21 protein-coding genes and 1 other RNA gene are annotated in these 21,341 nt (G+C 58.5%); 7 read left to right on the top strand and 15 right to left on the bottom strand.

Annotation, left to right across the window (positions count from 1 at the left end; all coding sequences use genetic code 11):
- Positions 1-4: 4 nt before the first annotated feature.
- From SynTAK9802_RS08365 to SynTAK9802_RS08350, 4 genes are read right to left on the bottom strand one after another with little or no spacing between them, the layout of a single operon-like run.
- On the bottom strand, positions 5-895 hold the full coding sequence (locus SynTAK9802_RS08365) for an endonuclease NucS domain-containing protein (RefSeq protein ID WP_222929012.1): 891 nt from the start codon (positions 893-895) through the stop codon (positions 5-7).
- A 35-nt stretch (positions 896-930) separates the two neighbouring features.
- Positions 931-4,041 (bottom strand): type I restriction endonuclease subunit R, encoded by a 3,111-nt coding sequence (locus SynTAK9802_RS08360; RefSeq protein WP_255487732.1) that lies wholly within the window; start codon positions 4,039-4,041, stop codon positions 931-933.
- Positions 4,041-5,375 (bottom strand): restriction endonuclease subunit S, encoded by a 1,335-nt coding sequence (locus tag SynTAK9802_RS08355; protein WP_186495730.1) that lies wholly within the window; start codon positions 5,373-5,375, stop codon positions 4,041-4,043. Before SynTAK9802_RS08355 ends, SynTAK9802_RS08360 begins: the two co-directional genes overlap by 1 nt.
- On the bottom strand, positions 5,365-6,996 hold the full coding sequence (locus SynTAK9802_RS08350) for a class I SAM-dependent DNA methyltransferase (protein ID WP_255487731.1): 1,632 nt from the start codon (positions 6,994-6,996) through the stop codon (positions 5,365-5,367). The genes SynTAK9802_RS08355 and SynTAK9802_RS08350 overlap by 11 nt, the downstream gene beginning before the upstream one ends.
- A gap of 287 nt (positions 6,997-7,283) precedes the next feature.
- Between SynTAK9802_RS08350 and SynTAK9802_RS08345 the strand changes: the two genes are divergently transcribed.
- Genes SynTAK9802_RS08345 through SynTAK9802_RS08335 form a run of 3 tightly spaced genes read left to right on the top strand, consistent with a single transcriptional unit; the run spans position 7,284 to position 8,286 of the window.
- Positions 7,284-7,883, top strand: coding sequence for a recombinase family protein (locus tag SynTAK9802_RS08345; RefSeq protein ID WP_186495728.1), 600 nt, complete (start codon positions 7,284-7,286; stop codon positions 7,881-7,883).
- Complete coding sequence (locus SynTAK9802_RS08340; RefSeq protein ID WP_186495727.1) at positions 7,877-8,059, top strand: hypothetical protein; 183 nt, start codon at positions 7,877-7,879, stop codon at positions 8,057-8,059. Before SynTAK9802_RS08345 ends, SynTAK9802_RS08340 begins: the two co-directional genes overlap by 7 nt.
- Before the next feature lie 56 nt (positions 8,060-8,115).
- Positions 8,116-8,286 (top strand): hypothetical protein, encoded by a 171-nt coding sequence (locus tag SynTAK9802_RS08335; protein ID WP_186495726.1) that lies wholly within the window; start codon positions 8,116-8,118, stop codon positions 8,284-8,286.
- A 286-nt stretch (positions 8,287-8,572) separates the two neighbouring features.
- Here SynTAK9802_RS08335 and SynTAK9802_RS08330 read toward each other — a convergent pair whose 3' ends face one another.
- Positions 8,573-8,842: a hypothetical protein gene (locus SynTAK9802_RS08330; protein WP_045172942.1), complete on the bottom strand. Its 270-nt coding sequence runs from the start codon at positions 8,840-8,842 to the stop codon at positions 8,573-8,575.
- 65 nt (positions 8,843-8,907) lie between these two features.
- Between SynTAK9802_RS08330 and SynTAK9802_RS08325 the strand changes: the two genes are divergently transcribed.
- Both SynTAK9802_RS08325 and SynTAK9802_RS08320 read left to right on the top strand, forming a co-directional pair.
- Positions 8,908-10,137 carry a glycosyltransferase gene (locus SynTAK9802_RS08325; protein WP_186495725.1) on the top strand — a complete coding sequence of 410 codons (1,230 nt, stop codon included), beginning with the start codon at positions 8,908-8,910 and terminating at the stop codon, positions 10,135-10,137.
- A 31-nt stretch (positions 10,138-10,168) separates the two neighbouring features.
- Positions 10,169-10,927: a sugar transferase gene (locus SynTAK9802_RS08320; protein ID WP_186495724.1), complete on the top strand. Its 759-nt coding sequence runs from the start codon at positions 10,169-10,171 to the stop codon at positions 10,925-10,927.
- A gap of 7 nt (positions 10,928-10,934) precedes the next feature.
- Here the strand turns inward: SynTAK9802_RS08320 and cbiB are convergent, their stop codons facing one another.
- The 5 genes from cbiB to SynTAK9802_RS08295 all read right to left on the bottom strand — a co-directional run bounded on the left by cbiB (position 10,935) and on the right by SynTAK9802_RS08295 (position 15,638).
- The gene (gene cbiB / locus SynTAK9802_RS08315; protein WP_186495723.1) at positions 10,935-11,954 is read right to left on the bottom strand and encodes an adenosylcobinamide-phosphate synthase CbiB; all 1,020 of its coding nucleotides are present in this window, start codon (positions 11,952-11,954) and stop codon (positions 10,935-10,937) included.
- Between the two features lie 119 nt (positions 11,955-12,073).
- Positions 12,074-13,069, bottom strand: a complete 996-nt coding sequence (gene ilvC / locus SynTAK9802_RS08310; protein ID WP_114988451.1) for a ketol-acid reductoisomerase — start codon at positions 13,067-13,069, stop codon at positions 12,074-12,076.
- A gap of 62 nt (positions 13,070-13,131) precedes the next feature.
- Positions 13,132-13,734: an ATP-dependent Clp protease proteolytic subunit gene (locus SynTAK9802_RS08305; RefSeq protein WP_006851781.1), complete on the bottom strand. Its 603-nt coding sequence runs from the start codon at positions 13,732-13,734 to the stop codon at positions 13,132-13,134.
- 53 nt (positions 13,735-13,787) lie between these two features.
- Positions 13,788-14,456, bottom strand: coding sequence for an ATP-dependent Clp protease proteolytic subunit (locus SynTAK9802_RS08300; protein WP_114988632.1), 669 nt, complete (start codon positions 14,454-14,456; stop codon positions 13,788-13,790).
- 24 nt (positions 14,457-14,480) lie between these two features.
- The gene (locus SynTAK9802_RS08295) at positions 14,481-15,638 is read right to left on the bottom strand and encodes a PIN/TRAM domain-containing protein (protein WP_186495722.1); all 1,158 of its coding nucleotides are present in this window, start codon (positions 15,636-15,638) and stop codon (positions 14,481-14,483) included.
- Between the two features lie 39 nt (positions 15,639-15,677).
- Here SynTAK9802_RS08295 and hemW point away from each other — a divergent pair, with 39 nt between their 5' ends.
- Positions 15,678-16,883, top strand: a complete 1,206-nt coding sequence (gene hemW, locus SynTAK9802_RS08290; RefSeq protein ID WP_186495721.1) for a radical SAM family heme chaperone HemW — start codon at positions 15,678-15,680, stop codon at positions 16,881-16,883.
- Here hemW and panB read toward each other — a convergent pair.
- A complete protein-coding gene (gene panB, locus SynTAK9802_RS08285; RefSeq protein ID WP_115008738.1) occupies positions 16,795-17,610 on the bottom strand; it encodes a 3-methyl-2-oxobutanoate hydroxymethyltransferase in 816 nt (271 codons plus the stop codon). The two genes, hemW and panB, sit on opposite strands and share 89 nt — an antisense overlap.
- Before the next feature lie 43 nt (positions 17,611-17,653).
- Between panB and ffs the strand changes: the two genes are divergently transcribed.
- An RNA gene (gene ffs, locus SynTAK9802_RS08280) (signal recognition particle sRNA small type) lies at positions 17,654-17,751 on the top strand.
- A gap of 41 nt (positions 17,752-17,792) precedes the next feature.
- Here the strand turns inward: ffs and ftsZ are convergent.
- The 4 genes from ftsZ to SynTAK9802_RS08260 all read right to left on the bottom strand — a co-directional run bounded on the left by ftsZ (position 17,793) and on the right by SynTAK9802_RS08260 (position 21,339).
- Positions 17,793-18,902 (bottom strand): cell division protein FtsZ, encoded by a 1,110-nt coding sequence (ftsZ, locus tag SynTAK9802_RS08275; protein WP_115008739.1) that lies wholly within the window; start codon positions 18,900-18,902, stop codon positions 17,793-17,795.
- A gap of 117 nt (positions 18,903-19,019) precedes the next feature.
- The gene (locus tag SynTAK9802_RS08270; RefSeq protein WP_255487729.1) at positions 19,020-19,865 is read right to left on the bottom strand and encodes a cell division protein FtsQ/DivIB; all 846 of its coding nucleotides are present in this window, start codon (positions 19,863-19,865) and stop codon (positions 19,020-19,022) included.
- Positions 19,853-20,263: a hypothetical protein gene (locus SynTAK9802_RS08265; protein ID WP_186495720.1), complete on the bottom strand. Its 411-nt coding sequence runs from the start codon at positions 20,261-20,263 to the stop codon at positions 19,853-19,855. Before SynTAK9802_RS08265 ends, SynTAK9802_RS08270 begins: the two co-directional genes overlap by 13 nt.
- A gap of 23 nt (positions 20,264-20,286) precedes the next feature.
- A complete protein-coding gene (locus tag SynTAK9802_RS08260; protein ID WP_186495719.1) occupies positions 20,287-21,339 on the bottom strand; it encodes a D-alanine--D-alanine ligase family protein in 1,053 nt (350 codons plus the stop codon).
- Positions 21,340-21,341 lie beyond the last annotated feature (2 nt).

Genomic DNA, 21,341 nt, shown 5'->3' with positions numbered 1-21,341 from the left:
TCCGTCATGACGCTGGAATTAGCGAAAACTTGACCTCATATCGGTAGAAGTCAATGCCCTGGGCGATCTGAAGTGCTCTTCTGATCCGCTTGTCATCGTCTAAAGCAATGATCACGCCCCGAACCCTCTGGTGGTCTTCGGCAACGTCTTCTTTGACGTAACCCATATATCGCTGGATCTGTCCGACCACCGCATCGCTGGCACGTCCCCTCTTCAGTTCGACGACAAGCAACTCCTGCTTGTCCTTGCTGATGGCGAGTAGATCGATCGGACCTGTATCCGTAGGGAACTGCTGCCCGCTCGATTCCTCCGTTTCATAGAGGTCATGCGTTCTTCCAAGAGGAGTGCTGGACCAGTTGGCGACCAGAAAGTCCTCAAGGTGCTTCTCCAGGGCAAAGACGGTGGCGTCCTCAACCGTTGGGTCCTGACTAACGAGTGCCTGGGTCTTCGCTTCACCCTTGATCAGTTGCTCTAACTCCTCTCGGTATTTGGTGATGTTGCTGACGGTTCCGATCGACCCTGCCGAGTTCCTCAGCGATTCGCTCATGTCGGATCGATCAACGAGTTCCTCATGCCAGGACACAGACCGTTGATGCGGTTGGTCGCTACCAGCGACAAAGCGGTATTCACCCATTACTTCGCCAACGAAATAACGCCCCTGACCGTTTGGAGACAACACGATGTCGCCTATCTGTATCCCCTTTGAGATCGTCCAGAGAGCACCACAACTCAGACCCGCAGCGATCTTGCTCTTACTGGGATTCACCTCCAGAAAGATCGGAATGAATTCCTGGTTGAACTCACGCCAATTTTCTGGGAGGGAGTCCTTCAGGTCCTGCGTGATGTCGAACCCAGCGCCGATAAACCCCTGCTGTCGACAGACATCCGCATACATGCTCCCTCTGCCCAGCATCACTCGGTAGTAGTTCCTCATGCCGCCTCCACAAGGTCCTCGCCCAAGGTCTCTGCCTGCTGGAGCACCAGATCAATGGCAGTGACCTGCTGATCAGGCGGGTATTTGTATCGCATGAGAAGCGACCTGATTTTATTTCGGAGAGATGCTCTGACGTTCTCCTTGAACTGCCAGTCGATGGTGGCGTCCCTCCGAATTAGTTCTGCCAATTTCTTGGACATTTCTGCCAAGACCTCATCTTTCATCAGTTCCTGCGCTGATGGGTTTTTCGCAAGGGCGTCATAGAAGGCAACTTCAGCATCAGTCAGACCGAGAGCAACGCCACGCTCCAGTTCCTCACGGAACTTCTTCGCCATCTCGATCAGTTCAGCGATCACCTGTGCCGCCTCGACAGCACGGTTGGAGTATTTGTTCAGCGATGCCGTCAGCAGTTCACTGAACCGCCTCTGCTGGACAAGGTTGGTCTTGAACTTGGTCTTCAGTTCGTCCTTGATCAGACGCTGGAGCAGTTCCACTGCCAGGTTCTTCTGGGGGATCTTGGCGACCTCTGCCAAGAACTGGTCCGACATGATGCTGATGTCGGGGTTCTTCAGACCAGCAACCTTGAAGACATCCATGACGCCCTCTGCCACAAGCGACTCAGACAGCAGTTGCTGGAGTTTGTAGTTCACATCGATGGGGTCACCCGACCCGCTTCCATCACCCTTGATCAGGGGTGCTCGCACCGCATGAAAGAACGCCACTTCATCCCTGAATGCCATTGCTTCATCTGTGGTTCCGCATAGGGCAAATGCCTTGGTCACCTTCAGAACGGTGTCGCAAAACCGCTGCTTGCCATCAGCAATGCCAAGGATGTGATCCAGACAGTTAGAGATGATTTCCAGAGCATTGTTCTTATCCGTGAATCCGCTCCAGTCCACGGGGTGAAGGATGTCCTTGGCGATCTGGAGTTGCTCCTTGAGGATCCGAACCGCCTCACTGGTGTCGAGTGTTGGTTTGCCCTTGCCCTTTGCTTGGGTGTAGTCCGCTAGTGCTTCCTTCAGTTGAGGAGCGATGCCGATGTAATCGACGATCAAACCACCAGGTTTGTCCTTGAAGACCCTGTTCACACGGGCGATTGCTTGAGCAAGGTTCGCCCCCTTCATCGGTTTATCGACATACATGGTCGCCATACACGGGGCATCGAATCCTGTTAACCACATGTCCCTGACGATCACGATCTTCAAGGGATCGGCAGGGTCCTTGAACCGCTTTTCCAGGTCCTTCTTTTGCTGCTTACTGGTGTGGTGAGGTTGGAGATGGGGTTCGTCTGATGCCGATGCCGTCATCACGACCTTGATGGCACCTTTGCTGATGTCGGGGTCGTGCCAATCAGGACGGAGTGCCGTGATGACGTCATAAAGGCGGGCGCAAATATCCCTACTCATCGCCACAACCATTGCCTTACCTGGTTGGGTCTTGGATCTCTGCTCGTAATGAGAGACCAGATCCGCTGCCACCTGCTTTAGGCGTGGTTCAGCACCCACCAGTGCCTCCAGTGCTGCCCAACGACTCTTTGCTCGCTCAGCAGCAGGGATGTCGTCCTCATCGCTGAAGAGTTCATCCACTTGATCGTCGACGCCAGCGAGGACGCTCTTCCTCAACCCCAACTTCGCCAATCGGGATTCGTAGTAGATCGGCACCGTGGCACCGTCTTCCACTGCCTGCTGGATGTCGTAGACGGAGACGTAATGACCAAAGACCGCTTGGGTGTCACGGTCGTCTTGGGAGATGGGTGTCCCCGTGAAGGCAAGGAAGGTTGCCTCGGGCAGAGCATCTCGTAGTGCCTTCGCCAGTCCGTATTTGATCTCGCCTGTTTTGGTGTCGAGGCGACCTTTAAATCCGTATTGGGTCCTGTGTGCCTCATCACAGATCACCACGACGTTGTGGCGGTCGCTCAGGGTTGGGAACTTGTCCTCACCCTCTTCGGTGCCGAACTTCTGGATCGTGGTGAAGATGATTCCGCCGCTGGGTCGGTTGGCGAGCAGATCCCTTAGTTCTTGTCTGCTGTCTGCTTGTTGAGGGTTCTCACCTAAGAGATCCCCCGCTCCAGCGAAGACCCCAAATAACTGCCCATCGAGGTCCTGGCGGTCGGTGACCATGACCAGTGTTGGGTTCTGGAGACGCTGGTCGGTGAGCAACTTGCCCGCCAGGCATGCCATTTCGATGCTCTTGCCAGCGCCTTGGGTGTGCCAGACCACTCCCCCCTTTCGATCACCGCCTGGTTTGCTTGCTTCTGCCACCCGCTCGACTGCTGCCCTTACGGCATGGAACTGGTGATAAGCAGCAATCTTCTTGATGATCTTGCCGTCATCCTCAAACAGGCAGAAGTAGCGAATGAAATCGAGTAGTCGCTTCTGATCGAAGAGACCACGGATCAACGTCTCCAGTTCACGGAACTTGCCCAGAGGATCCAGGTCCTGCTCGGCGTCGATCACTCGCCACTGCTGGAAGCGTTCCTTAGAGGCGGATAGCGACCCCACACGGGCATAGGTGCCATCACTGATCACCATCAGCACGTTGGAGGTGAACAGGTCGGGGATGTTGTCCTTGTAGGTCTGGAGTTGGTTGAACGCTGCCCAGATATCTGCCTTCTCATCAGCAGGGTTCTTGAGTTCCAGGACTGCTATCGGCAGACCATTCAGGTAGACGACGACATCAGGGCGGCGGTTGTGCTTTGGACCCTGAATCGCCAACTGATTCACCACCAACCAGTCGTTGGATTTGGGGTCGTCAAACCCGATCACCTTGAGGCGGACGCCCTTCTCTTGGTTCCCATCCATGTAGGTGATGGGTAGACCCGTCGTCATCCAGCGGTGGAACTGACGATTGGATGGCAGCAGACCAGGGGTATTGGGGTTCGCCAGTTGAAGCACTGCTGACTCAATCGTTGCCGCTGGAACCTCTGGGTTGAGTTTCGTCAGTGCCGAACGGAGACGACCCGTAAGGACAACTTGGCGGAAGTCATCCCGCTCAGGCGTCTCCCCATCAGGAGCAAGGAGTGGTCCGTGGATGAAGGTGTATCCGATCTCCTGGAACCATTCCAGGGACATCTGCTCCAGATCGTCTTCGGTCATGAAGGGTGCCATCAGATGCCGATCTCCTCAAGCATCTTCTCGGCATCAGGCACTCGTATTTCGCCTGAGATGAGGCGTGGAAGGAGGGCATCTCTCAAGTGCTCTAAAGAATTTTCCATCCACAAATTCGCCTTAATTTTTTCGTAGATAGGAGAAAGCACTTCCTCAATTATTCCTCTCAAGCACTCTCCTGGAATAGCAAACGGAAGAGCAAGCAAGGTGTCCGTATCTAATTTTCCGGCACCAATGCCCGTGAACTCAACCATTCCCAAGAGTTGATCCGAAATGGCGCTTAAGTAGGCAAATATCTGGAAAGCAGAGATGCCAAATTCATTGCTTGCTTCTATCGCCTTGACGTCTTGGTTGAAAGATACTTCTGATGCCGCCAAGCACATAGAAATCCTTGAATGAAGACCGCTCCCTCTCACAAGAAGCAAGATTGATCCTGATCGTGCCAATTTCGCTCCACTTTTCACTCCTTCGACCGTAAGTTTCAGTTCTGAATTCATGGCGAAAATATCTTTCATGGAATTGGCACTAATCCAGGGAACAGATCCTCCCCAATAATCAGGATTCTTCTTGGATGGAGTGGACCCTGAGGACCAACTGGTCAATGCTCCAAGTGTTTCAAACTTCCACCCACGTGGAATCTCACCCAGTTCCGACTCATCAAATGAATCTGGGAACAACTCACTGATGTCATCAGGAAGTCCAGTCGGTCGTCCTTCTGCCTTTGCTCTTACAGGATCAAAGTCCACAAACCAGGATTTGAACAGTGCCTTCGCTATGCCTTCAAGGGTTTCGTTGGTTTTTCTGTTGAGTTCAATTTTGTCGTCAAGAGTGCCGAGAATATGGGCGATTGCTTTTTGATCCTTGATAGGGGGGCAGGCAACTTCGACCTTCGCCAAGTCACTGCCTCTAATTCCGGCGACAGCGACTTGCTCGGTTATTGATTCAATGACCGACCTGCCCTGCCAGGAGGAAAAATAAGAATAGTAGAAATAGGGATCTGCCTTTTGCTTATTTAGTCGGCATCTTATTAGGTGTGATTCAAAAACGACATCCTCCTCGTCCTTCAGGAAAATTGAGCATTTTCCTGCTCCCGACAAGACAAGTGACTGCCTGGCGAAAAGCAAGTCACCAGGCATTAACTTGCTTTTCTCGAATTCAGCACTGGTTGTCGGAACTCTCTCCATTGGGGTGTTGATTAGTCGACCATTGGCGAACAGTTCGCCCATGTTCACCATCCTTATGCCGCTCCCACGAACTGCTTTTGGTTTTGTCAGTCCATTTCTTAGGGGAATTTCAAATAGTTCTTCAAAGGTAACTGTATTCTCAAATGTCATATCCAACCCTCCTTAAATTCTCGCCAATTTGATGATCTAATTTCGCCCCTTCTTCCTGTTGCTGCTTGAGCAGGGCAGTGAGGCGCTTGATTTTCTGATCAAAGGGTTCGTCGTCCTCTTCCTGATCTGCTGCTCCCACATAGCGCCCAGGTGTCAGAACAAAACCGTTTTTCTCGATCTCGTCGAATTTGGCGGAGTAGCAGAACCCAGAAACATCTTCATAAGGAATCTCGACCTCTCCATCACCACGCCAGGCATGAACCTTGCCAGCAACCTTGGCGATGTCCTCATCGGTCAGCACTCGCTCCACACGACTGACCATCGAACCCATTTGACGAGCATCGATGAATAAGGTCTCTCCACGCCTGTCCCGACCACGCTGGGTCTTGTCGTTGGTCAGGAACCAAAGGCAGACAGGGATCTGGGTGTTGAGGAACAACTGACCAGGCAGCGCCACCATCACCTCCACCACATCTCCACGAACCATCGCCTCACGGATCTGTCCTTCACCGCTTTGGTTAGAACTCATCGATCCATTGGCAAGCACCACACCTGCTTCACCACCAGGGCGAAGTTTCCAGAGCATGTGCTGTAACCAGGCGTAGTTGGCATTCCCAACAGGAGGACGCCCAAAGGTCCAGCGGGGGTCGCTGTCGTATTTCTCACCGCCCCAGTCCGAGATGTTGAACGGTGGGTTGGCAAGGATGTAGTCGAACTTCTGGTCGGGGTGCTGATCTTCAGCGAAGGTGTCCCTTGGTTGTTGTCCAAGATCAGCGGCGATTCCCCGAATCGCCAGGTTCATTGCTGCCAAGCGCCATGTGGTCGGATTGCTTTCCTGACCGTAAATAGAAACGTCGTCTCGACGTCCACCGTGACTTTCGATGAAGTCTTCACTCTGGACAAACATTCCCCCTGATCCACAGCAGGGGTCATAAACACGTCCCTTTTTGGGTGCCAGAACAGCAACCAGGGTTTTAACGACATGAGAAGGCGTGTAAAAGGAACCAGCGTTCTTCCCCTCGGCGGCAGCGAACTTGCCAAGAAAGTATTCATAGACCTCGCCAAGGACATCATTTGCCTTGTGTTCTGACTTGAAACCGATTTGAGAGATGAGGTCCACCAGTTCACCCATCCGCCCTGGTTCCAGTTGGGCAGCACCGAACCGCTTGTCCAACTTCCCCTGAAGCGTCGGGTTCTCGTTCTCGATAGCAACCAGTGCTCGGTCGATCAGTTGCCCGATGTCGGGTTGCTTTGCCTGGTTCCTCAGCGATTCCCAGCGGGCATCAGCAGGCACCCAGAACACGTTCTCCTGGGTGTAAAAGTCCCGATTTTCCAGTGCTTCCTGGTGAATTACTGGGTCATCTCCCAAGTAGTAGTCGGACTCTGGGTTGCTCACCGTCTCCAGCACCTTCTGCTTTCGCTCCTCGAAGGTGTCGGAGATGTATTTGAGAAAGATCAGTCCCAGAACCAGATGCTTGTATTCGGCGGCATCCATCTGGGCACGGAGTTTGTCCGCTGATGCCCAGAGCACTGCCTTGAAGTCCTTGGCGGGTGCTTCCTTCTTCTTCCGTCCTCGCTTCTTGGGTTTGTCCTCATCTCCTGAACGGACAGATGCCAGCAAGTCATCCAGACCAGCAGGTGCCTGGTCTGCTGCTTGGGAGAGAGGGTTACTTGCCGAGTCCGTCACGCAGGTCTTCTACCTACCTCGATTTTGGATCCATCAGGGCGATTACGCCTCCCTCAGTTGAGGGACTTCGGCAGTCATTGCCAAAGACGCATGGACTTGCAGATGTTCCAACAACCGATCGGAAACGAGAACACCAAACCCAAATCGCTGCAACTGGGATCCAGGTGTTCCAATAACGGTGTTTTGTTGCTACCGTTTCTGTAACAACCCTTTTTGGAACAGTGACCTCCCGAAGCATTGGTTACGCAAGAACCAGCGGCGGTGGCGATACGAAGCAAGCGGCGGGTCTGGAGGTTCAGGTCAAGGCGCTGAAGGATGCAGGGTGCGCTGTGGTGTTCCAGGAGATCGTCAGCACTCGCACCGCAGAGAAAGACCGCCACCAACTTCAGGCGGCACTCAATGCGTTGGTGGAAGGCGATGAACTCGTCATCACCGCACTGTCACGCCTTGGCAGAACCCAGCGTGAGGTGATCAACCGTCTCCATGACCTTCAGGAGAAAGGGATCCACGTCCGCACCCTGGATGGACTGGTCAACACCAAGGCGATGGGGAGGATGGCGCCAGTCCTTATCGGTCTCCTGACTGGATTGAACGAGGTGGAGCGTGAAATGACGAGAGACCGTGTTCTGGAGAGCATCCAGCACCGCAAAGCGACTGGCGGGAGTGTTGGTGGTCGCCCGAAGACGAACCAAGCAAAGGAGCGCCTGGTGCTGCGGTTGAGGGAAGAAGGTTGCTCCTATCGCTCCATCCGAGAGCAGACGGGACTGGCGCTCTCAACCATTCGCCGCATCATTTCGGAACAGGAGGCGGTCAAATGCTGAAAGTCCTATTCGGCATCGCCATCGGGTTCGTGCTTTTCACCAATCAAGAAGCAAGGCAGGTAACCGCAGACCTGCTTCGTGCCGCTGGTGATGCGCTTGCTCCTGCAGAGCAGGGCAAAACACTGCAGGACCGAGTGAAAGATGCTGTGGTGGAGACCGTTATGGACGAAAAATGAGGTTCCTGCTCCTACCCCTATTGCTTCTTTCCCTTACCGCTCCAGCACTCGCTCAGATGAAGTTCGTCCTGCAATACCAAGACCAGCACAACCGTTGGCAACGCTGGGGTGAGAAGCACAACGAGGGCGATGCCTACAGGACTGCCAAGGCGAGAGCGAAGGCAACGGGCAAGAGGTTTCGCATCGTTGATGGCAACGGCAACCTCATCGACCTGGTGACCTCCTAGGTCTGGTCGTCCCACAAGGTTCCAGGCAGTCCCGAACTTGTGTTGTGAGGGGTGTTGTGAGGAATGGTCTGATGAGTCTGCTTTGAGGTCCCAAAATCAGTTATGGAGAAGGTTTGAGACCTTCAATCAACAAACACCCTCTCCGTTTTAGTTGATCGTCGAATAGAGAGATTGCTTGTTTCAGAGTTCATGAATCAAGGCCTCTAGATGCTTATTGCAAATGCTTGAATTTCGAACTTTTGAACTTATTGATTGGGGTTGTTAGAGGGTGTGTCGGTGCTGTTTTTTATGAATGAAATAACAGAACCAGCCCCTGCTCCACTTGATGAAATTCTCGTTCCTCTCGGCTGAGGTCGAGCCCCACATTGAGCCCTTCTTTGAGTGCGTCCTCAAAGGGGGGTGTTGATGGCGGAGCGCTGTCAATCCAAAGTGCCGCGATGCCCACCGCTGTGGCATGCCAACGGAACCGGCTCGTTGTGCCGATGTCCGGTTCGTTCAACGCCTCCTCCAGGAGAATGTTGATGGTGAGGTTCGTGCTGGACATGTGCACCAGCATCGTGATCTTGCCCTGGTCCTGCAATGAGCTGAGAGACTTCGTAGCGTTCGCTTCACTCCATAGCGATGGCCTCGGCGTTGGATCATCTCCCGCAGCGCATCGCTCTGGTTCATGAGTGGTTCTCGCCTCGTTCTGTCGGCGGTGCAGAACAGGTTGTTCAAGAGGTTGATTCCCTTCTGCGCAGCCTCGGTTGCAAGCCGCAGATGGCGGCCCTGATCGACGCCGAATCACGACGGCCGGGCAGTTGGTTGCACGGACGATCTGTCCTCACCAGCCCGATTCAGTGCCTGCCGTGGGGGCGCAGCCATGTGCAGCAGTACCTGCCGCTGCTGCCTTTTGCCATCGAACAGATTGATCTTGCTGCTGCTGAGCTGGTGATCAGCAGCAGCCACCTGGTCGCCAAGGGTGTGTTGACGTCTCCAGACCAGCTGCACATCAGTTATGTGCACACACCCGTGCGTTACGCCTGGGACCAGATGCACGCTTATCTGCAGCGTTCGGCGCTTGCTCGGCGTGGTCTGGGCCCTTTGATTCGCTGGCAGTTGCATGCTCTGCGGCAATGGGACCAACTCAGTGCCCAGCGGGTGGACCACCTCATTGCCAACTCCCGTTTCACGGCGCGTCGAATCCGCAAGTACTGGGGGCGGGAGGCCAGCGTGATCCATCCCCCCGTGGAGGTGCAGCGCTTTCGCTGGAATGCCGATCGAGACGACGTCTACCTCTGTCTGTGTCGTTTGGTCCCGTACAAGCGGGTGGATCTTGTGGTGGAAGTCTTCAATCGTTTGGGTCTACCACTGCTTGTTGTGGGGGATGGTCCGGAGAAGGCGCGATTGGAGGCTCTGGCTGGTCCCACGGTCACCTTGCTTGGCCGTCAATCCCAGCAGCAGGTGGAAGAGCTCATGGCCCGTTGTCGGGCATTTGTGTACGCCGGCCTGGAGGACTTCGGCATTGCTCCGGTGGAAGCAATGGCGTCCGGAGCTCCGGTGATTGGGTTGGGGCGGGGTGGTTTGTTGGACACGGTGCGTTGTGCGGCTGCCGGGATTCCTGATCCCACTGGGGTGCTGTTCCCGGAACAAAGCGTCGAGTCGTTGGTGCAGGCCGTGGAGTGGTTTGAACAAGAACGCATTTGGCGTTCTTTGGATGCAGAGGCTATTCGTGCGTGGGCCGAGCGCTTCAGGCCGGAAGCCTTTGCGGCGCGCTTTGAATCGGCTCTGCGCACAGCCTGGAGCGACCATCAGCGGGGCTGTGCCGTTGCAGCGAGTGACCCTGCGGAGATGTCAGGGCTGCACCTGTGACGTTGAGTGTGGTGAGTCCCAGATTGAGCCTTTGACCTCGGCCTCCCGGCCATCCTTGATTCAGTCCGCAGGGCGTGCAGCTCGCCGTGGCAAGTACAAGCCGCCCCTTGCGCTTATCTCAGCTCCGCCATCGGATCTGTCGACAGGCACGCTGATTCGCCATCAGAACCGTTGGGGCCGAGTCTTCAAGCGCACCGGAGACATTGTTTTTTCTCTCGCCGTACTCAGCATCGGTTCACCGGTGTTGCTACTTCTGGCGGGGTTGGTGAAGCTCAGTTCACCGGGGCCTGTGTTTTACGTGCAGCGTCGGGTGGGCCGTAGTTACCAGCGTTTTGGCTGCATCAAGTTCCGCACCATGCGGGCCGATGCGGATGCCGTTCTTACGCGTGTTTTGGAGGCAGATTCCTCGCTCCGTGCTGAGTTCGAGCGTGACTTCAAATTGAAACGTGATCCGCGGATCACTCCCCTGGGCCGTTTCCTGCGCCGCTCGAGTCTTGATGAGCTTCCACAGTTCTTGAATGTTCTTCGTGGGGAGATGAGCGTGGTCGGTCCACGCCCAATCGTTGAGAAAGAACTGGTTCGTTATGGCCCCTACATGGATGAAGTTGCCTCAGTCCGCCCTGGGTTGACCGGCCTTTGGCAAGTGAGTGGCCGAAACAACTTGAGTTACAAGAAACGGGTCAAGCTTGATCTGGCCTATGCCCGTGGACGTTCGTTCGGCCTGGACTTTGCCATCATCCTGCGCACATTTGGTGTGTTGCTCCTGCCGATGGATCGCGGTGCTTACTGACTTGTGTTCAGTGGTTCATTGCCCACTGGATGATCCCAAGACCACTGATCCAGACGATCTCCAGTCGGCTTGATGCCTTCAGAATCGCTCTAACCAGAGGCCCGTTCGCCGTTGGTCGGCCGGCCCCAAGCACAGGTTTCTGCACCAAGCGCTTTCCATACCTGTTCTCGCCGCCAAGTTGGATCCCAATGCAGTGGGCGTAGATCGCTTCTGAACGACCTGCATTGGGGGATGGATCCGCAGAGCCATCCCGCTCTGCTGCCTGCACCCTTTGCACCCAATGCGTCCAGGGTGGGCAAACCAGGGGCAGCGTCAGCATGACCAGACGGCAGGGCAGCCAGGTGAGCAGATCATCGAGGCGAGCGCCGGCTGTCCCCAACCAGCGCAGCCGGCCGCTGCGGTACCCCAGCATGGAATCCAGCGTGCTGCTGGCCTTGAAGCCCCAGGCCAGCGCCAGCGGACCAGGGCCAGAGGGCAGGACCATCCACAGCAGGGCACCGATCCCCATCCAGAACAGCGGTGCGAACAAGCCATCCACGGCATTCTCTGAGGCTGTTTCAGCTGCGGCTCTGAGCAGTCCTGTGCGATCCAGACTCTGAACGTCGCGTCCAACGATCCAGCTCAAGTTCCGGCGGGCTGGCTCGAGATCCCCCTCCTCTGCTGAGGGCAGTGCATCCACCACGGCGAGCACACTGTCCTTGAGGCTGCGAGCCGCCAGGGCGCTGGCGAGGCTCAGGGTCAGTACCGGAATGCTGAGCCATCCCCATGGGGATGGAAGCCACAGCAGCCGCTCCAGACACCAGCCCGTCAGAACGCTGCCAAGCACAAGGATCAGGCTGATCAATCCTCCCCCGATGCGAAGCTTGACCGGATGGTCCCCCGCCCATCGCTCGACCCAATGGCGCAACTGCTGAATGCTCCATCCCATCACCACCACGGGGTGGAGCCACCGGCGCGGATCACCGATCAGTCGATCAAGCACGGCTGCCCCGATCACCAGCAGGCCTCCTAGCGCTTCTGAAGTCATGGGAGGGGCGTGGCCAGAAACCAACAAAAATCCCCGCTCTGCACCGTTAGGGCAACAGAGCGGGGGGTGAGCTGAGTGATGGTGTCTGATGCCACCGGCTGTTCGGCACTTGCGCTGGATCAGGCGTCCTTCAGCCAGCTGAACATCGAGCGCAGGCCTTTGCCCACTTTCTCGATCGGATGCTGGGAATCACGGTCGCGCACCTTTTTCATCTCTGGCTTGCCGGCTTCGCATTCGGCCACGAAGTTCCTGGCGAAGGTGCCGTCCTGGATGTCGGCCAGAACGCGCTTCATCTCGGCCTTGGTGTCGGCGGTGATCAGACGGGGGCCGCTGACGTAGTCGCCGTACTCCGCGGTGTTGGAGATCGAATCGCGCATGGAGGTCAGTCCTCCCTTCACCATCAGATCCACAATCAGCTTCACTTCGTGCAGGCACTCGAAGTAAGCCAATTCGGGCTGGTAGCCCGCTTCCACCAGGGTCTCGAAACCGGCCTTCACGAGTTCAGACAGACCGCCACACAGCACAGCCTGCTCACCGAACAGGTCGGTTTCGGTCTCTTCCTTGAAGTTGGTCTCCAGAATGCCGGCACGGGTGCCACCGATTCCCTTGGCATAGGCCATTGCCATGCCGCGGGCGTTGCCGGAGGCGTCCTGTTCGATGGCGAACAAGGCGGGCACGCCCTGGCCGTTCTGGTACTCCCAACGCACGGTGTGGCCAGGGCCCTTCGGGGCGATCATCACCACATCCACATCGGCGGGGGGCTTGATCAGCTCGAAACGGATGTTGAAGCCGTGGGCGAAGCTGAGCACCTTGCCTGCACTCAGATGGGGTGCGATTTCCTTCTCGTAGACGTCCTTCTGGAATTCGTCGGGCAGCAAGACCATGATCCAGTCGGCCTTGGCTGAGGCATCGGCCACGCTCAGCACCTCAAGGCCGTCCGCCTTGGCTTTCTCGGCGGAGCGGCTGCCGTCATAGAGGCCCACCACCACGTTCACGCCTGAATCCTTCAGGTTCAGAGCGTGGGCATGACCCTGGGAGCCATAACCAATGATGGCCACGGTCTTGCCGTTCAGCAGACCGAGATCGGCGTCGGAGTCGTAAAAGAGCTGGGCCATCCGGGGCGGGCTTGCGGAACACTGCAGTGGACGAGCTTACGCAGCGGCCTGCCCCGTTCGGTTCAGGCCTCGTTCGGATGGGAGATGACACGGTCGATCAGGCCGTATTCCTTGGCTTCTTCGGCGCTGAGGAAGTAGTCCCGGTCGGTGTCCTTCTCGATCTTCTCGAAGCTCTGGCCACTCATGTCGGCCAGGGAGCGGTTGAGCATCTCCTTCATCCGCAGGATCTCCCGTGCTTCGATTTCGATGTCACTGGCCTGGCGACGGCTGGTGCCGCCCAGGGGCTGGTGAATCATGATCCGGCTGTGGGGTAGGGCGACCCGCTTGCCCTTGGTGCCAGCGGCGAGGAGGAAGGCGCCCATGGAGGCAGCAAGGCCAACGCAGATGGTCACCACCTCGCTCTTGACGTACTGGATCGTGTCGTAGATCGCCAGTCCAGCCGTGACGGAGCCGCCGGGGGAGTTGATGTACAGGTAGATCGGCTTGCTGCTGTCTTCCGAGTCCAGATAGAGCATCTGGGCAACCAGGCTGTTGGCTATGCCGTCATTGACCTCAGAGCCAAGGAAGAGGATCCTCTCCACCCCGAGACGGGTGTAGATGTCGACCCAGCGCTCCATCTGGCTGCCGGGCAGGCGGTAGGGAACGCTGGGGGTACCGATCGGCATGGTTCAGAACGTTGATGAAGGAAGGGCAGGAGGGTTGGGTCTGATGCCGTCGGTCAGACGGGGGGATTGCCAGGCAGGTCCTTGCGGCTGCTGAGCACGCGGTCGATCAGTCCGTACTCAACGGCTTGTTGAGGGGTGAGGTAGCTCATCCGGTCGGAGTCCTTGCTCAGCTCCTCCACAGAACGACCTGTGTTGGTGGAGAGGATCTCGAGCATCGCCTGCTTGTTGTGCAGCACTTCTTTGGCCCGGATCTGGATGTCCGTCGCCTGGCCGCGGGCGCCGCTGCGGGGCTGGTGCAGAACTATGGAGGAGTGAGGCAACGCGGCCCGTTGACCTTTGGTCCCTGCCGAAAGAATCACTGCCGCGGTGCCCATGGCCTGGCCGATGCAGATGGTGTGCACCGGAGGCTTCACGTAGCGAAGGGTGTCGCAGATGGCGAAGGCTTCGGTTTCGAATCCGATGGCATCACCCGAGTACCAGCTGGTGCCTGTGGAGTTGATATAGAAGTAGATCGGCTTCTCTGGGTTGTCGAACTCCAGATAAAGCAGCTGAGCAATGATCAGCTCAGTCACATCGATGCCCATCTGACGCTTGGCGTCGTCGTCAGAGAAAAGGGGCAAGCCCAGGTAGACGATTCGCTCCTTGAGCAGGAGTGAAGGAAGGTCAGGAGGTGGTGTGCGCATCACGGCGCTGTCGCCGTAGTACGGGGCCGAAGTTGTCATCTCCACCATCGCGGTGGGGCGAGCCTAGCCGGGGTCAGCGGGCTTGCGGTTGCTGGTTTTGGCCGGTTTTCCCTGACTTTTCGATTTGGATGAGGGCTTGGTGTCCGTTGATGCATCGTTCTCGTCCAACCGTGCAAACACCATGCGCCCGGTTGGCGTTTGCAGGGCACCGGTCACCACCACCGGTTTGCGTTGGCCGATCAGCGATTTCGCCTCGTTGACCACCACCATCGTTCCGTCATCGAGGTAGCCGACACCCTGGCTGTCCTCCTTGCCCTCTCGCACGATCTTGAGTTTGAGCTCATCGCCTGGTTGCACTTCAGGCCGCAACGCGATCACCAGCTCACTCAGATTCATCACCTTCAGGTCTTTGACCTGGGCCACCTGCGCCAGGTTGAAGTCTGCGGTCACCAGCGTGCCGCCGGTGTCGGATGCCAACTGCAGCAATCGGTCGTCCGTTCCCTTGCCGTCGTAACGGGTGCTGTTGATCACCAACCGCCGCCCGTAGGTTTCCCGCAGATCCTTCAGAAGCTTCAGGCCACGTCGGCCCTTGGCCCGCTTTTCGATGTTGGTGGAATCCGACAGCTGCTGCATCTCATCGATCACCGATTCGGCAACGATCACCTGCCCTTCCAGCAATCCGCAGGCGAGCATGCCGCGGATCCGGCCATCGATGATCACGCTGGTGTCCAGGATCTTGGCCGTGGCGGGGGTCAGCACCCCATCAGCCACCAGCAGCGCCTCCGTGCTCGCGGGATTGAACAGGCGCAGCAGCGTGCGGCCGTGAACTTCCGCCAGGTTGCTTCCGAGAATTCCAAAAAAGACATTGCTCACCACCGCCAGAAGGGGTTTGAGCAGAACAATTCCTCCGGAGAACGGAAGCAGCAGAACAGGCAGCAGCAGCAGGTTGGCCACCAGCAACCCCAGGATCAGGCCGACAGCCCGGCTCACCAGCAGATCGGTGGGCATGGTGCGCACCTGTTGCATCAGGCGCACCCGCAGCTTTTTGAACACCAGGCCGGCGATCAAGCCAATGCCACCGCCAGCTCCGCAGAGCTGGAGACGCAACTGTTCAGCATTGGTGGTTGCACTCACCAGGCCGTCGGGCAGCAAGTGAATCCCCATCCACCCGGCAGCTGCACCGGAAACCACAAACAGAAGCAGGATGAGCGGATCCACCATGGGTTCAGGTCGTGGCAGCTCGATCCGGATGCCAGAAGCATGCCTTATCCCATCCCGCCCCGCAGCGCCTACCTCCACATTCCCTTCTGCCACCGGCGCTGTTACTACTGCGATTTCGCAGTGGTTCCCTTGGGGGACCAGGCCCGCGCCGACGATGGGCCTGGCAGTCGCTCGATCCGTGAGTACCTGAGCCTGCTGCATCGGGAAATCGCCTCTGCCCCAGGGGGTCCTCCCTTATCCACCGTGTATATCGGCGGGGGAACGCCATCGCTGTTGTGCCCCGATCAGATCGGAGCACTGATCGATGCCTTGGCCAACAAATTCGGTCTTCAACCGGGTGCGGAAATCACCCTGGAGATGGATCCGGCCACCTTTGATGCCGCGCAGTTGGCCTCCGTTCTGGCCCATGGCGTGAACCGCATCAGCCTGGGGGGGCAGAGCTTTGATGATGCTGTGCTCGAACAGCTGGGGCGTCGGCATCGCCAGAGCGACCTCCATGCGGCGATCGACTGGCTGGTTCTGGCCTGGCGCGATGGCGCGCTTCGGTCCTGGAGTCTCGATCTCATCCAGAACCTCCCGGGCCAGACCCTGGCCGGGTGGGATGCGCAGTTGGATCAGGCCATTGCCAGTCAGGCTCCCCATCTCTCGATTTACGACCTCTCGGTGGAGCCGGGCACGGTGTTTGATCGCCAACGAACGCTTGGCCTGTTGCAGCTGCCGGAGGACGACCTGGCCGTTGCCTTGATGGAGCGGACCACACAACGGCTGTCGGCTGCTGGACTCAGCCGCTACGAGATTTCCAACCATGCCCGTCCGGGCCATGCCTCCCGTCACAACCGGGTGTACTGGAGCGGTGCCGGCTGGTGGGGTTTTGGCATGGGAGCGACATCAGCACCCTGGGGGGTGCGTTTGGCGCGACCCCGCACCCGCGCCGCCTACGCGGAATGGCTGGATCATCCTCCTGAGGAATCAGTCGCCGAGGCTGGGCTCCCTCTGGATGATCAATTGCTGGTGGGTCTGCGGCGCCGGGAAGGGGTGACCCTTCAAGGTCTTGATGCAGACGCCCTTGAGCACCGCTGGCAACCGTTCGTTGAGCGTGGATGGCTGCAGCAGCGGGCAGGCCGTTGGTGCCTCACCGACCCCGAGGGCATGGCCCTCAGCAATCAGGTGCTGATTGAGGTGATTCTGTGGTGGGAAGAGTGTTGTTCCGGGTCTGCTGGACCCAACCCTTCAACGCGTCGATGAACAGGCGGCGGCCATCCACCAGCGCTGGGCTGAAGGGAGGTTGTTTGGCGGTGAGTCCCAGCAGGTCTGCGGTGACGCGCACCTGGCCGTCGCAGCCGTCACCTGCCCCGATGCCGATCACCGGGATGGTCAGGGCCTGCTGCACCCGGCACGCCAGCTCGGCAGGAACATGTTCCAACACCAGGGAGAAGCAGCCCTTCTGCTCGAGGGTGCGCGCCTGATCAACCAGGCGTTCCTGGCTGATGGCGTCCGTGGCCTGGCGCCTGTACCCCAGGCGATGCACGGCCTGGGGGGTGAGGCCCAGATGCCCCATCACGGGAATGCCCATGCGCACCAGACGGTCGATTACGGCGACAACCTCGGGTTCCGCCCCCTCCAATTTCACCGCCGCTGCGCTGGACTCCTTCAACAAACGCCCTGCAGCCGCTACGGCGCGGTCTTCTCCGCACTGGTAGCTGAGAAAGGGCAGATCACAGACCAGCAGGGGCTGGTCGGCCGGCATGGCCGTCAATCCCCGGGCCACCGCCTGGGTGTGATGAAGCATCTGGTCCAGGCTCACCGGGAGTGTTGTGGCATGGCCCAGCGCCACCATCGCCAGTGAATCACCGATCAGCAGCACGTCTGCACCGGCGGCCTCGGCCAGAGCTGCAGAGAGGCTGTCCCAAGCGGTGAGCACGGCGATGGGTTGGCCCTTCTGCTTGAAGCGGGTCAGATCAGAAGGACGCATGCAGCTTCAGAACCCCTCGGGGGCTCATTGCTAGCATTCGGCCGATTCGGGCCCATGCGGCTCTGACGCCCAAATCTGGTCAGGACCGGAAGGGAGCAGCCACACGGGATGCTCAGGGCAGGCGTGGGTTCCGGGTCACCACATTCAGATGAGCTGTCAGACCGTGGGGTCTGACAGCGGTCTCACAAGCTGCCGTTGTCCTGTTGCTGACGGCGACGCAGGAATTCAGGAATGCGGGCGCCGTTCTCTTCGGGCTCCCCACGATTCAGCATTCCGGGCACCGAGCGGCTGCGCTCGCTGCGGTACGGCTGCTTGTTCTCGAAGCCTGTAGCGATCACCGTCACGTGGATCTCCCCTTCGAGGGCCTCATCCACCACAGCGCCCACGATGATGTTGGCTTCGGGATCAACAACGTCGTAAATCACCTCGGAAGCAGTGGTCATGTCCTCCAGGGTCATGTCCTTACCACCGCTGATGTTGATCACACAGCCCTTGGCGCCATCGATGCGCTCGGTTTCCAGCAGCGGGCTTGCAATCGCGGCTTGGGCTGCTTCCACGGCTCTTGAGCGACCGGAACCGATGCCAATGCCCAGCAGTGCTGTGCCTGCTTCGGTCATCACGGAGCGAACGTCAGCAAAGTCAACGTTCACCAGGCCCGGGCAGGTGATGATGTCGCTGATGCCTTTGACGCCCATGCGCAGGACGTCGTCCGCACTCCGGAAGGCTTCCTGAAGGGGAGCTCCGCCGATGGCATCACGCAGGCGGTCGTTGGGGATCACGATCAGGGTGTCAACGTGTTCTGCCAACCGAGCGATGCCTTCGTCGGCCTGACGCATGCGACGACGGCCCTCGAAGCTGAACGGCTTGGTCACGATGCCCACGGTGAGAGCACCGACTTCACGGGCGACTTCGGCCACCACTGGTGCTGCACCAGTCCCCGTTCCACCGCCCATGCCAGCGGCAATGAACACCAGATCTGAGCCCTGCAGTGCATCGTGCAGATCCGTGCGGGATTCCTCAGCTGCCTTCTGGCCGATGGTGGGGTTGCCGCCGGCACCCAGTCCGCGGGTCAGGGTCTGCCCCAACTGCAGCCGTTGCTGGGCCTGCGACTGGATCAGGGCCTGGGCATCGGTGTTGAGAACGCGGTATCCAACCCCCTCAAGGTCGCTGAGGATCATGCGGTTGACGGCATTGCTGCCGCCACCCCCAACGCCGATGACCTCGATGCGGGCGGACTGGCTGGGCTGGATACCAGCTGCCGTGAAAGACCCTGAGCCGCTCACCATCTCCATCGTCGAGGCAGAACCGTGTGGTTGCGATGCATTATGTCCCTGAAGCCTTGTCTCGGCTTCAACAGATCACAAACCAGGGGCTGAGGTTGTGGTCTCCAGATTTTCCACCCGAAGGTTTCAGGGTTCAGTTTTGGGCTGCTTGGGGGCGGGTGGCGCCGGCAGTTGCAGTTCCGGGCGGTCCGGGTTGCTGAGATCAAGGCTGCTGTGATGGGCCCCGCGCAGGTGCTTTGGCAACGTCCGGTTCAGATGGAGGATCGTTTCGATCTGGGTGTTTAAGAGGGCCGGTTCGCCACCGAGATCAATCCGGCCCAGCTCGGTGGTGATCAGACTGATGTTGCCGTCGGGATCAAGCACGATGGCTTTCAGCATCCCGGCGAAGCGATTCCGTTGTTGCAGCAGCGCAGCTACCTGACCGCGTTGCGGGCCATTCCAGCCGCGCACCATGATCTCCGTGAGCGGATCTGCTACGGCGTTGCTTAGGGGAATCCATTCACCTGCGGCGTTGAGCAGACCCCGTTCCCGTCCAGCGGGTCCCCGACGCTCAGCCCGTGCGATGGGAATCTCCGGCTTCAGGCTGATGACGAGGCGAGCGGGGAACATCCGGCGCTGCACGTGAGCGCTGTGAACCGGTAATGCCCCGACCAGCTGTTGTTCCAGCTCCCTCGGACTGACCTCCAGCAGAGGTGAGGGAAAGCGCAGCTTGGCCGCCTCGATCACCTGATTGGTCTCAAGGGCAGCACCGCCGGTCAGGATGACTGCCTCAGGGCTCCGCAGCGTCCAGCCATGGCGCAGCAGGATCCAGCTGAATCCGCCACTGAGCAGCAGCAAGGCCACAAAGCGCCAGAGCTGAAGCAAAAGGGTCTGGCGGCGCCGCCGGCGTAAGTCCCGCCGCCGGGCGACCTGTGCGGAAACCGGTCGTTGGGAGGATTTGTTGTTGGTCGAGACCCGGATCACAGGTCGCATCGGGCCCGTGCCACCAGCTGCTCACCCCAGCTGCGCGCGCGGTCGGCATCAGAGAAGGGCACATCCATCTGCAGATCTTTCCCGATCAGGCGCAGCCGACAACGCCCCTGGGATTCGTCGGTGAGGGGCGCATCACCGGACGCCAGCGACATCAGTTCCACAAGCTCGAGTTTGCAGACGTCAAACGAGCCCTGATCCTGAAAACTTCCTGCCTCGAAGCTGCTCCAGTGCAGTTCACCGTCTTTCAGACGGGCACCACCACAACCATCGAGCTTGGCGAGTTCGGAGCCTTCGGCCCAGGTGCGAAACAGGTTTTGGCGCCGCCGTTCCAGCCATCCGAGCGAAGCCAGCAGCACAAAGGCCAGCAGCAGAGGAAACCAGAGCAGTCCGTGGCTCATGGGTTAGGCGAAGGACGCTGCGTTCATTCTCCTGCGGTTTGGATCAGTTTGTGCACCAACTGTTCGAGTGTTACGCCGCTGGCCGCCCAGAGCATCGGGAACATGCTCTGGGCCGTGAAACCAGGCAGGGTGTTGATTTCGTTGATCCAGAGCTGATCGTTGGCGTCGTCGTAGAAGAAATCCACCCGACCCATGCCGTTGACGCCCACGGCAGCGCAAGCCTGCAGGGCCTGGGCGCGGATGCGGTCAGCCACTTCATCGGGTAATGGAGCGGGAATCAACGTGGTGCTGCGCCCTGCGGTGTATTTCGTCTCGTAGTCGTACCAGTCGGCATCAAAACGAACCTCGCCGATCACCGACGCTTCGAGCTTGCGTCCCCCCAGGACGGCGCATTCCACCTCTCGGGCGTTGACGCCCTGCTCTACTACCAGCATTGGATCGAGCTCTGCAGCCTGATTGAGGCCTGCTTCCAGTTCTTGGCGGGAACGCACCTTGCTGATGCCCACCGAGGAGCCGAGATTGGCGGGCTTCACAAAGCAGGGGTAGTTCAGTTCGCGTTCAATCCGATCTATGAGGGCCGATCGGCTGATCGCGTTCTCGAGTTCGTATGCGTGCAGGGCCACATAGGGCACCTGGGACAGTCCGGCGCTGGCGAAAGCAGATTTCATCGCCTGCTTGTCCATGCTGACGGCTGAGCCGAGCACGCCGGCACCAACGAACGGTTTGCCGGTCAGCTGGAACAACCCCTGAATGGTGCCGTCTTCTCCATTGGGACCATGCAGCACCGGGTACCAGAGGTCGACCGCATCACATCCCTCCGGGAACCCCTGGAATCCTGATGGGGGCAGAGGTGGGTTGAGCTCCGGTGCGGTTTCGGAGGCCAGGGTTGCCTCGGACAGATCTGTTCCCCACCAGCGACCATCACGGTCGATGTAGATCGGCTGCACCGTGTATCGCTCTCGGTTCTGCCCGCTGCGCAGGCCTCGGACGACGGTCGCCGCAGATCGGATCGACACGTCGTGCTCTCCAGAGCGGCCTCCAAAGACGAGCCCGACCGTGATGGGACTGGACGGCATGA

This window comes from Synechococcus sp. TAK9802, from assembly GCF_014279535.1.
In the GTDB taxonomy this organism is placed as follows: Bacteria; Cyanobacteriota; Cyanobacteriia; order PCC-6307; family Cyanobiaceae; genus Parasynechococcus.
Note: the sequence above shows the minus strand (reverse complement) of the source record. Positions and strands in the feature narration are given on the sequence as shown.

Coding starts and splice junctions, on each gene's coding strand:
- SynTAK9802_RS08365 (WP_222929012.1), bottom strand. CDS start 895: ATGTATGCGGATGTCTGTCGACAGCAGGGGTTTATCGGCGCTGGGTTC.
- SynTAK9802_RS08360 (WP_255487732.1), bottom strand. CDS start 4,041: ATGGCACCCTTCATGACCGAAGACGATCTGGAGCAGATGTCCCTGGAA.
- SynTAK9802_RS08355 (WP_186495730.1), bottom strand. CDS start 5,375: ATGACATTTGAGAATACAGTTACCTTTGAAGAACTATTTGAAATTCCC.
- SynTAK9802_RS08340 (WP_186495727.1), top strand. CDS start 7,877: ATGCTGAAAGTCCTATTCGGCATCGCCATCGGGTTCGTGCTTTTCACC.
- SynTAK9802_RS08335 (WP_186495726.1), top strand. CDS start 8,116: ATGAAGTTCGTCCTGCAATACCAAGACCAGCACAACCGTTGGCAACGC.
- SynTAK9802_RS08330 (WP_045172942.1), bottom strand. CDS start 8,842: ATGCTGGTGCACATGTCCAGCACGAACCTCACCATCAACATTCTCCTG.
- SynTAK9802_RS08325 (WP_186495725.1), top strand. CDS start 8,908: ATGGCCTCGGCGTTGGATCATCTCCCGCAGCGCATCGCTCTGGTTCAT.
- cbiB (WP_186495723.1), bottom strand. CDS start 11,954: ATGACTTCAGAAGCGCTAGGAGGCCTGCTGGTGATCGGGGCAGCCGTG.
- ilvC (WP_114988451.1), bottom strand. CDS start 13,069: ATGGCCCAGCTCTTTTACGACTCCGACGCCGATCTCGGTCTGCTGAAC.
- SynTAK9802_RS08305 (WP_006851781.1), bottom strand. CDS start 13,734: ATGCCGATCGGTACCCCCAGCGTTCCCTACCGCCTGCCCGGCAGCCAG.
- SynTAK9802_RS08300 (WP_114988632.1), bottom strand. CDS start 14,456: ATGACAACTTCGGCCCCGTACTACGGCGACAGCGCCGTGATGCGCACA.
- SynTAK9802_RS08295 (WP_186495722.1), bottom strand. CDS start 15,638: ATGGTGGATCCGCTCATCCTGCTTCTGTTTGTGGTTTCCGGTGCAGCT.
- hemW (WP_186495721.1), top strand. CDS start 15,678: ATGCCTTATCCCATCCCGCCCCGCAGCGCCTACCTCCACATTCCCTTC.
- panB (WP_115008738.1), bottom strand. CDS start 17,610: ATGCGTCCTTCTGATCTGACCCGCTTCAAGCAGAAGGGCCAACCCATC.
- ftsZ (WP_115008739.1), bottom strand. CDS start 18,902: ATGGAGATGGTGAGCGGCTCAGGGTCTTTCACGGCAGCTGGTATCCAG.
- SynTAK9802_RS08270 (WP_255487729.1), bottom strand. CDS start 19,865: ATGCGACCTGTGATCCGGGTCTCGACCAACAACAAATCCTCCCAACGA.
- SynTAK9802_RS08265 (WP_186495720.1), bottom strand. CDS start 20,263: ATGAGCCACGGACTGCTCTGGTTTCCTCTGCTGCTGGCCTTTGTGCTG.
- SynTAK9802_RS08260 (WP_186495719.1), bottom strand. CDS start 21,339: ATGCCGTCCAGTCCCATCACGGTCGGGCTCGTCTTTGGAGGCCGCTCT.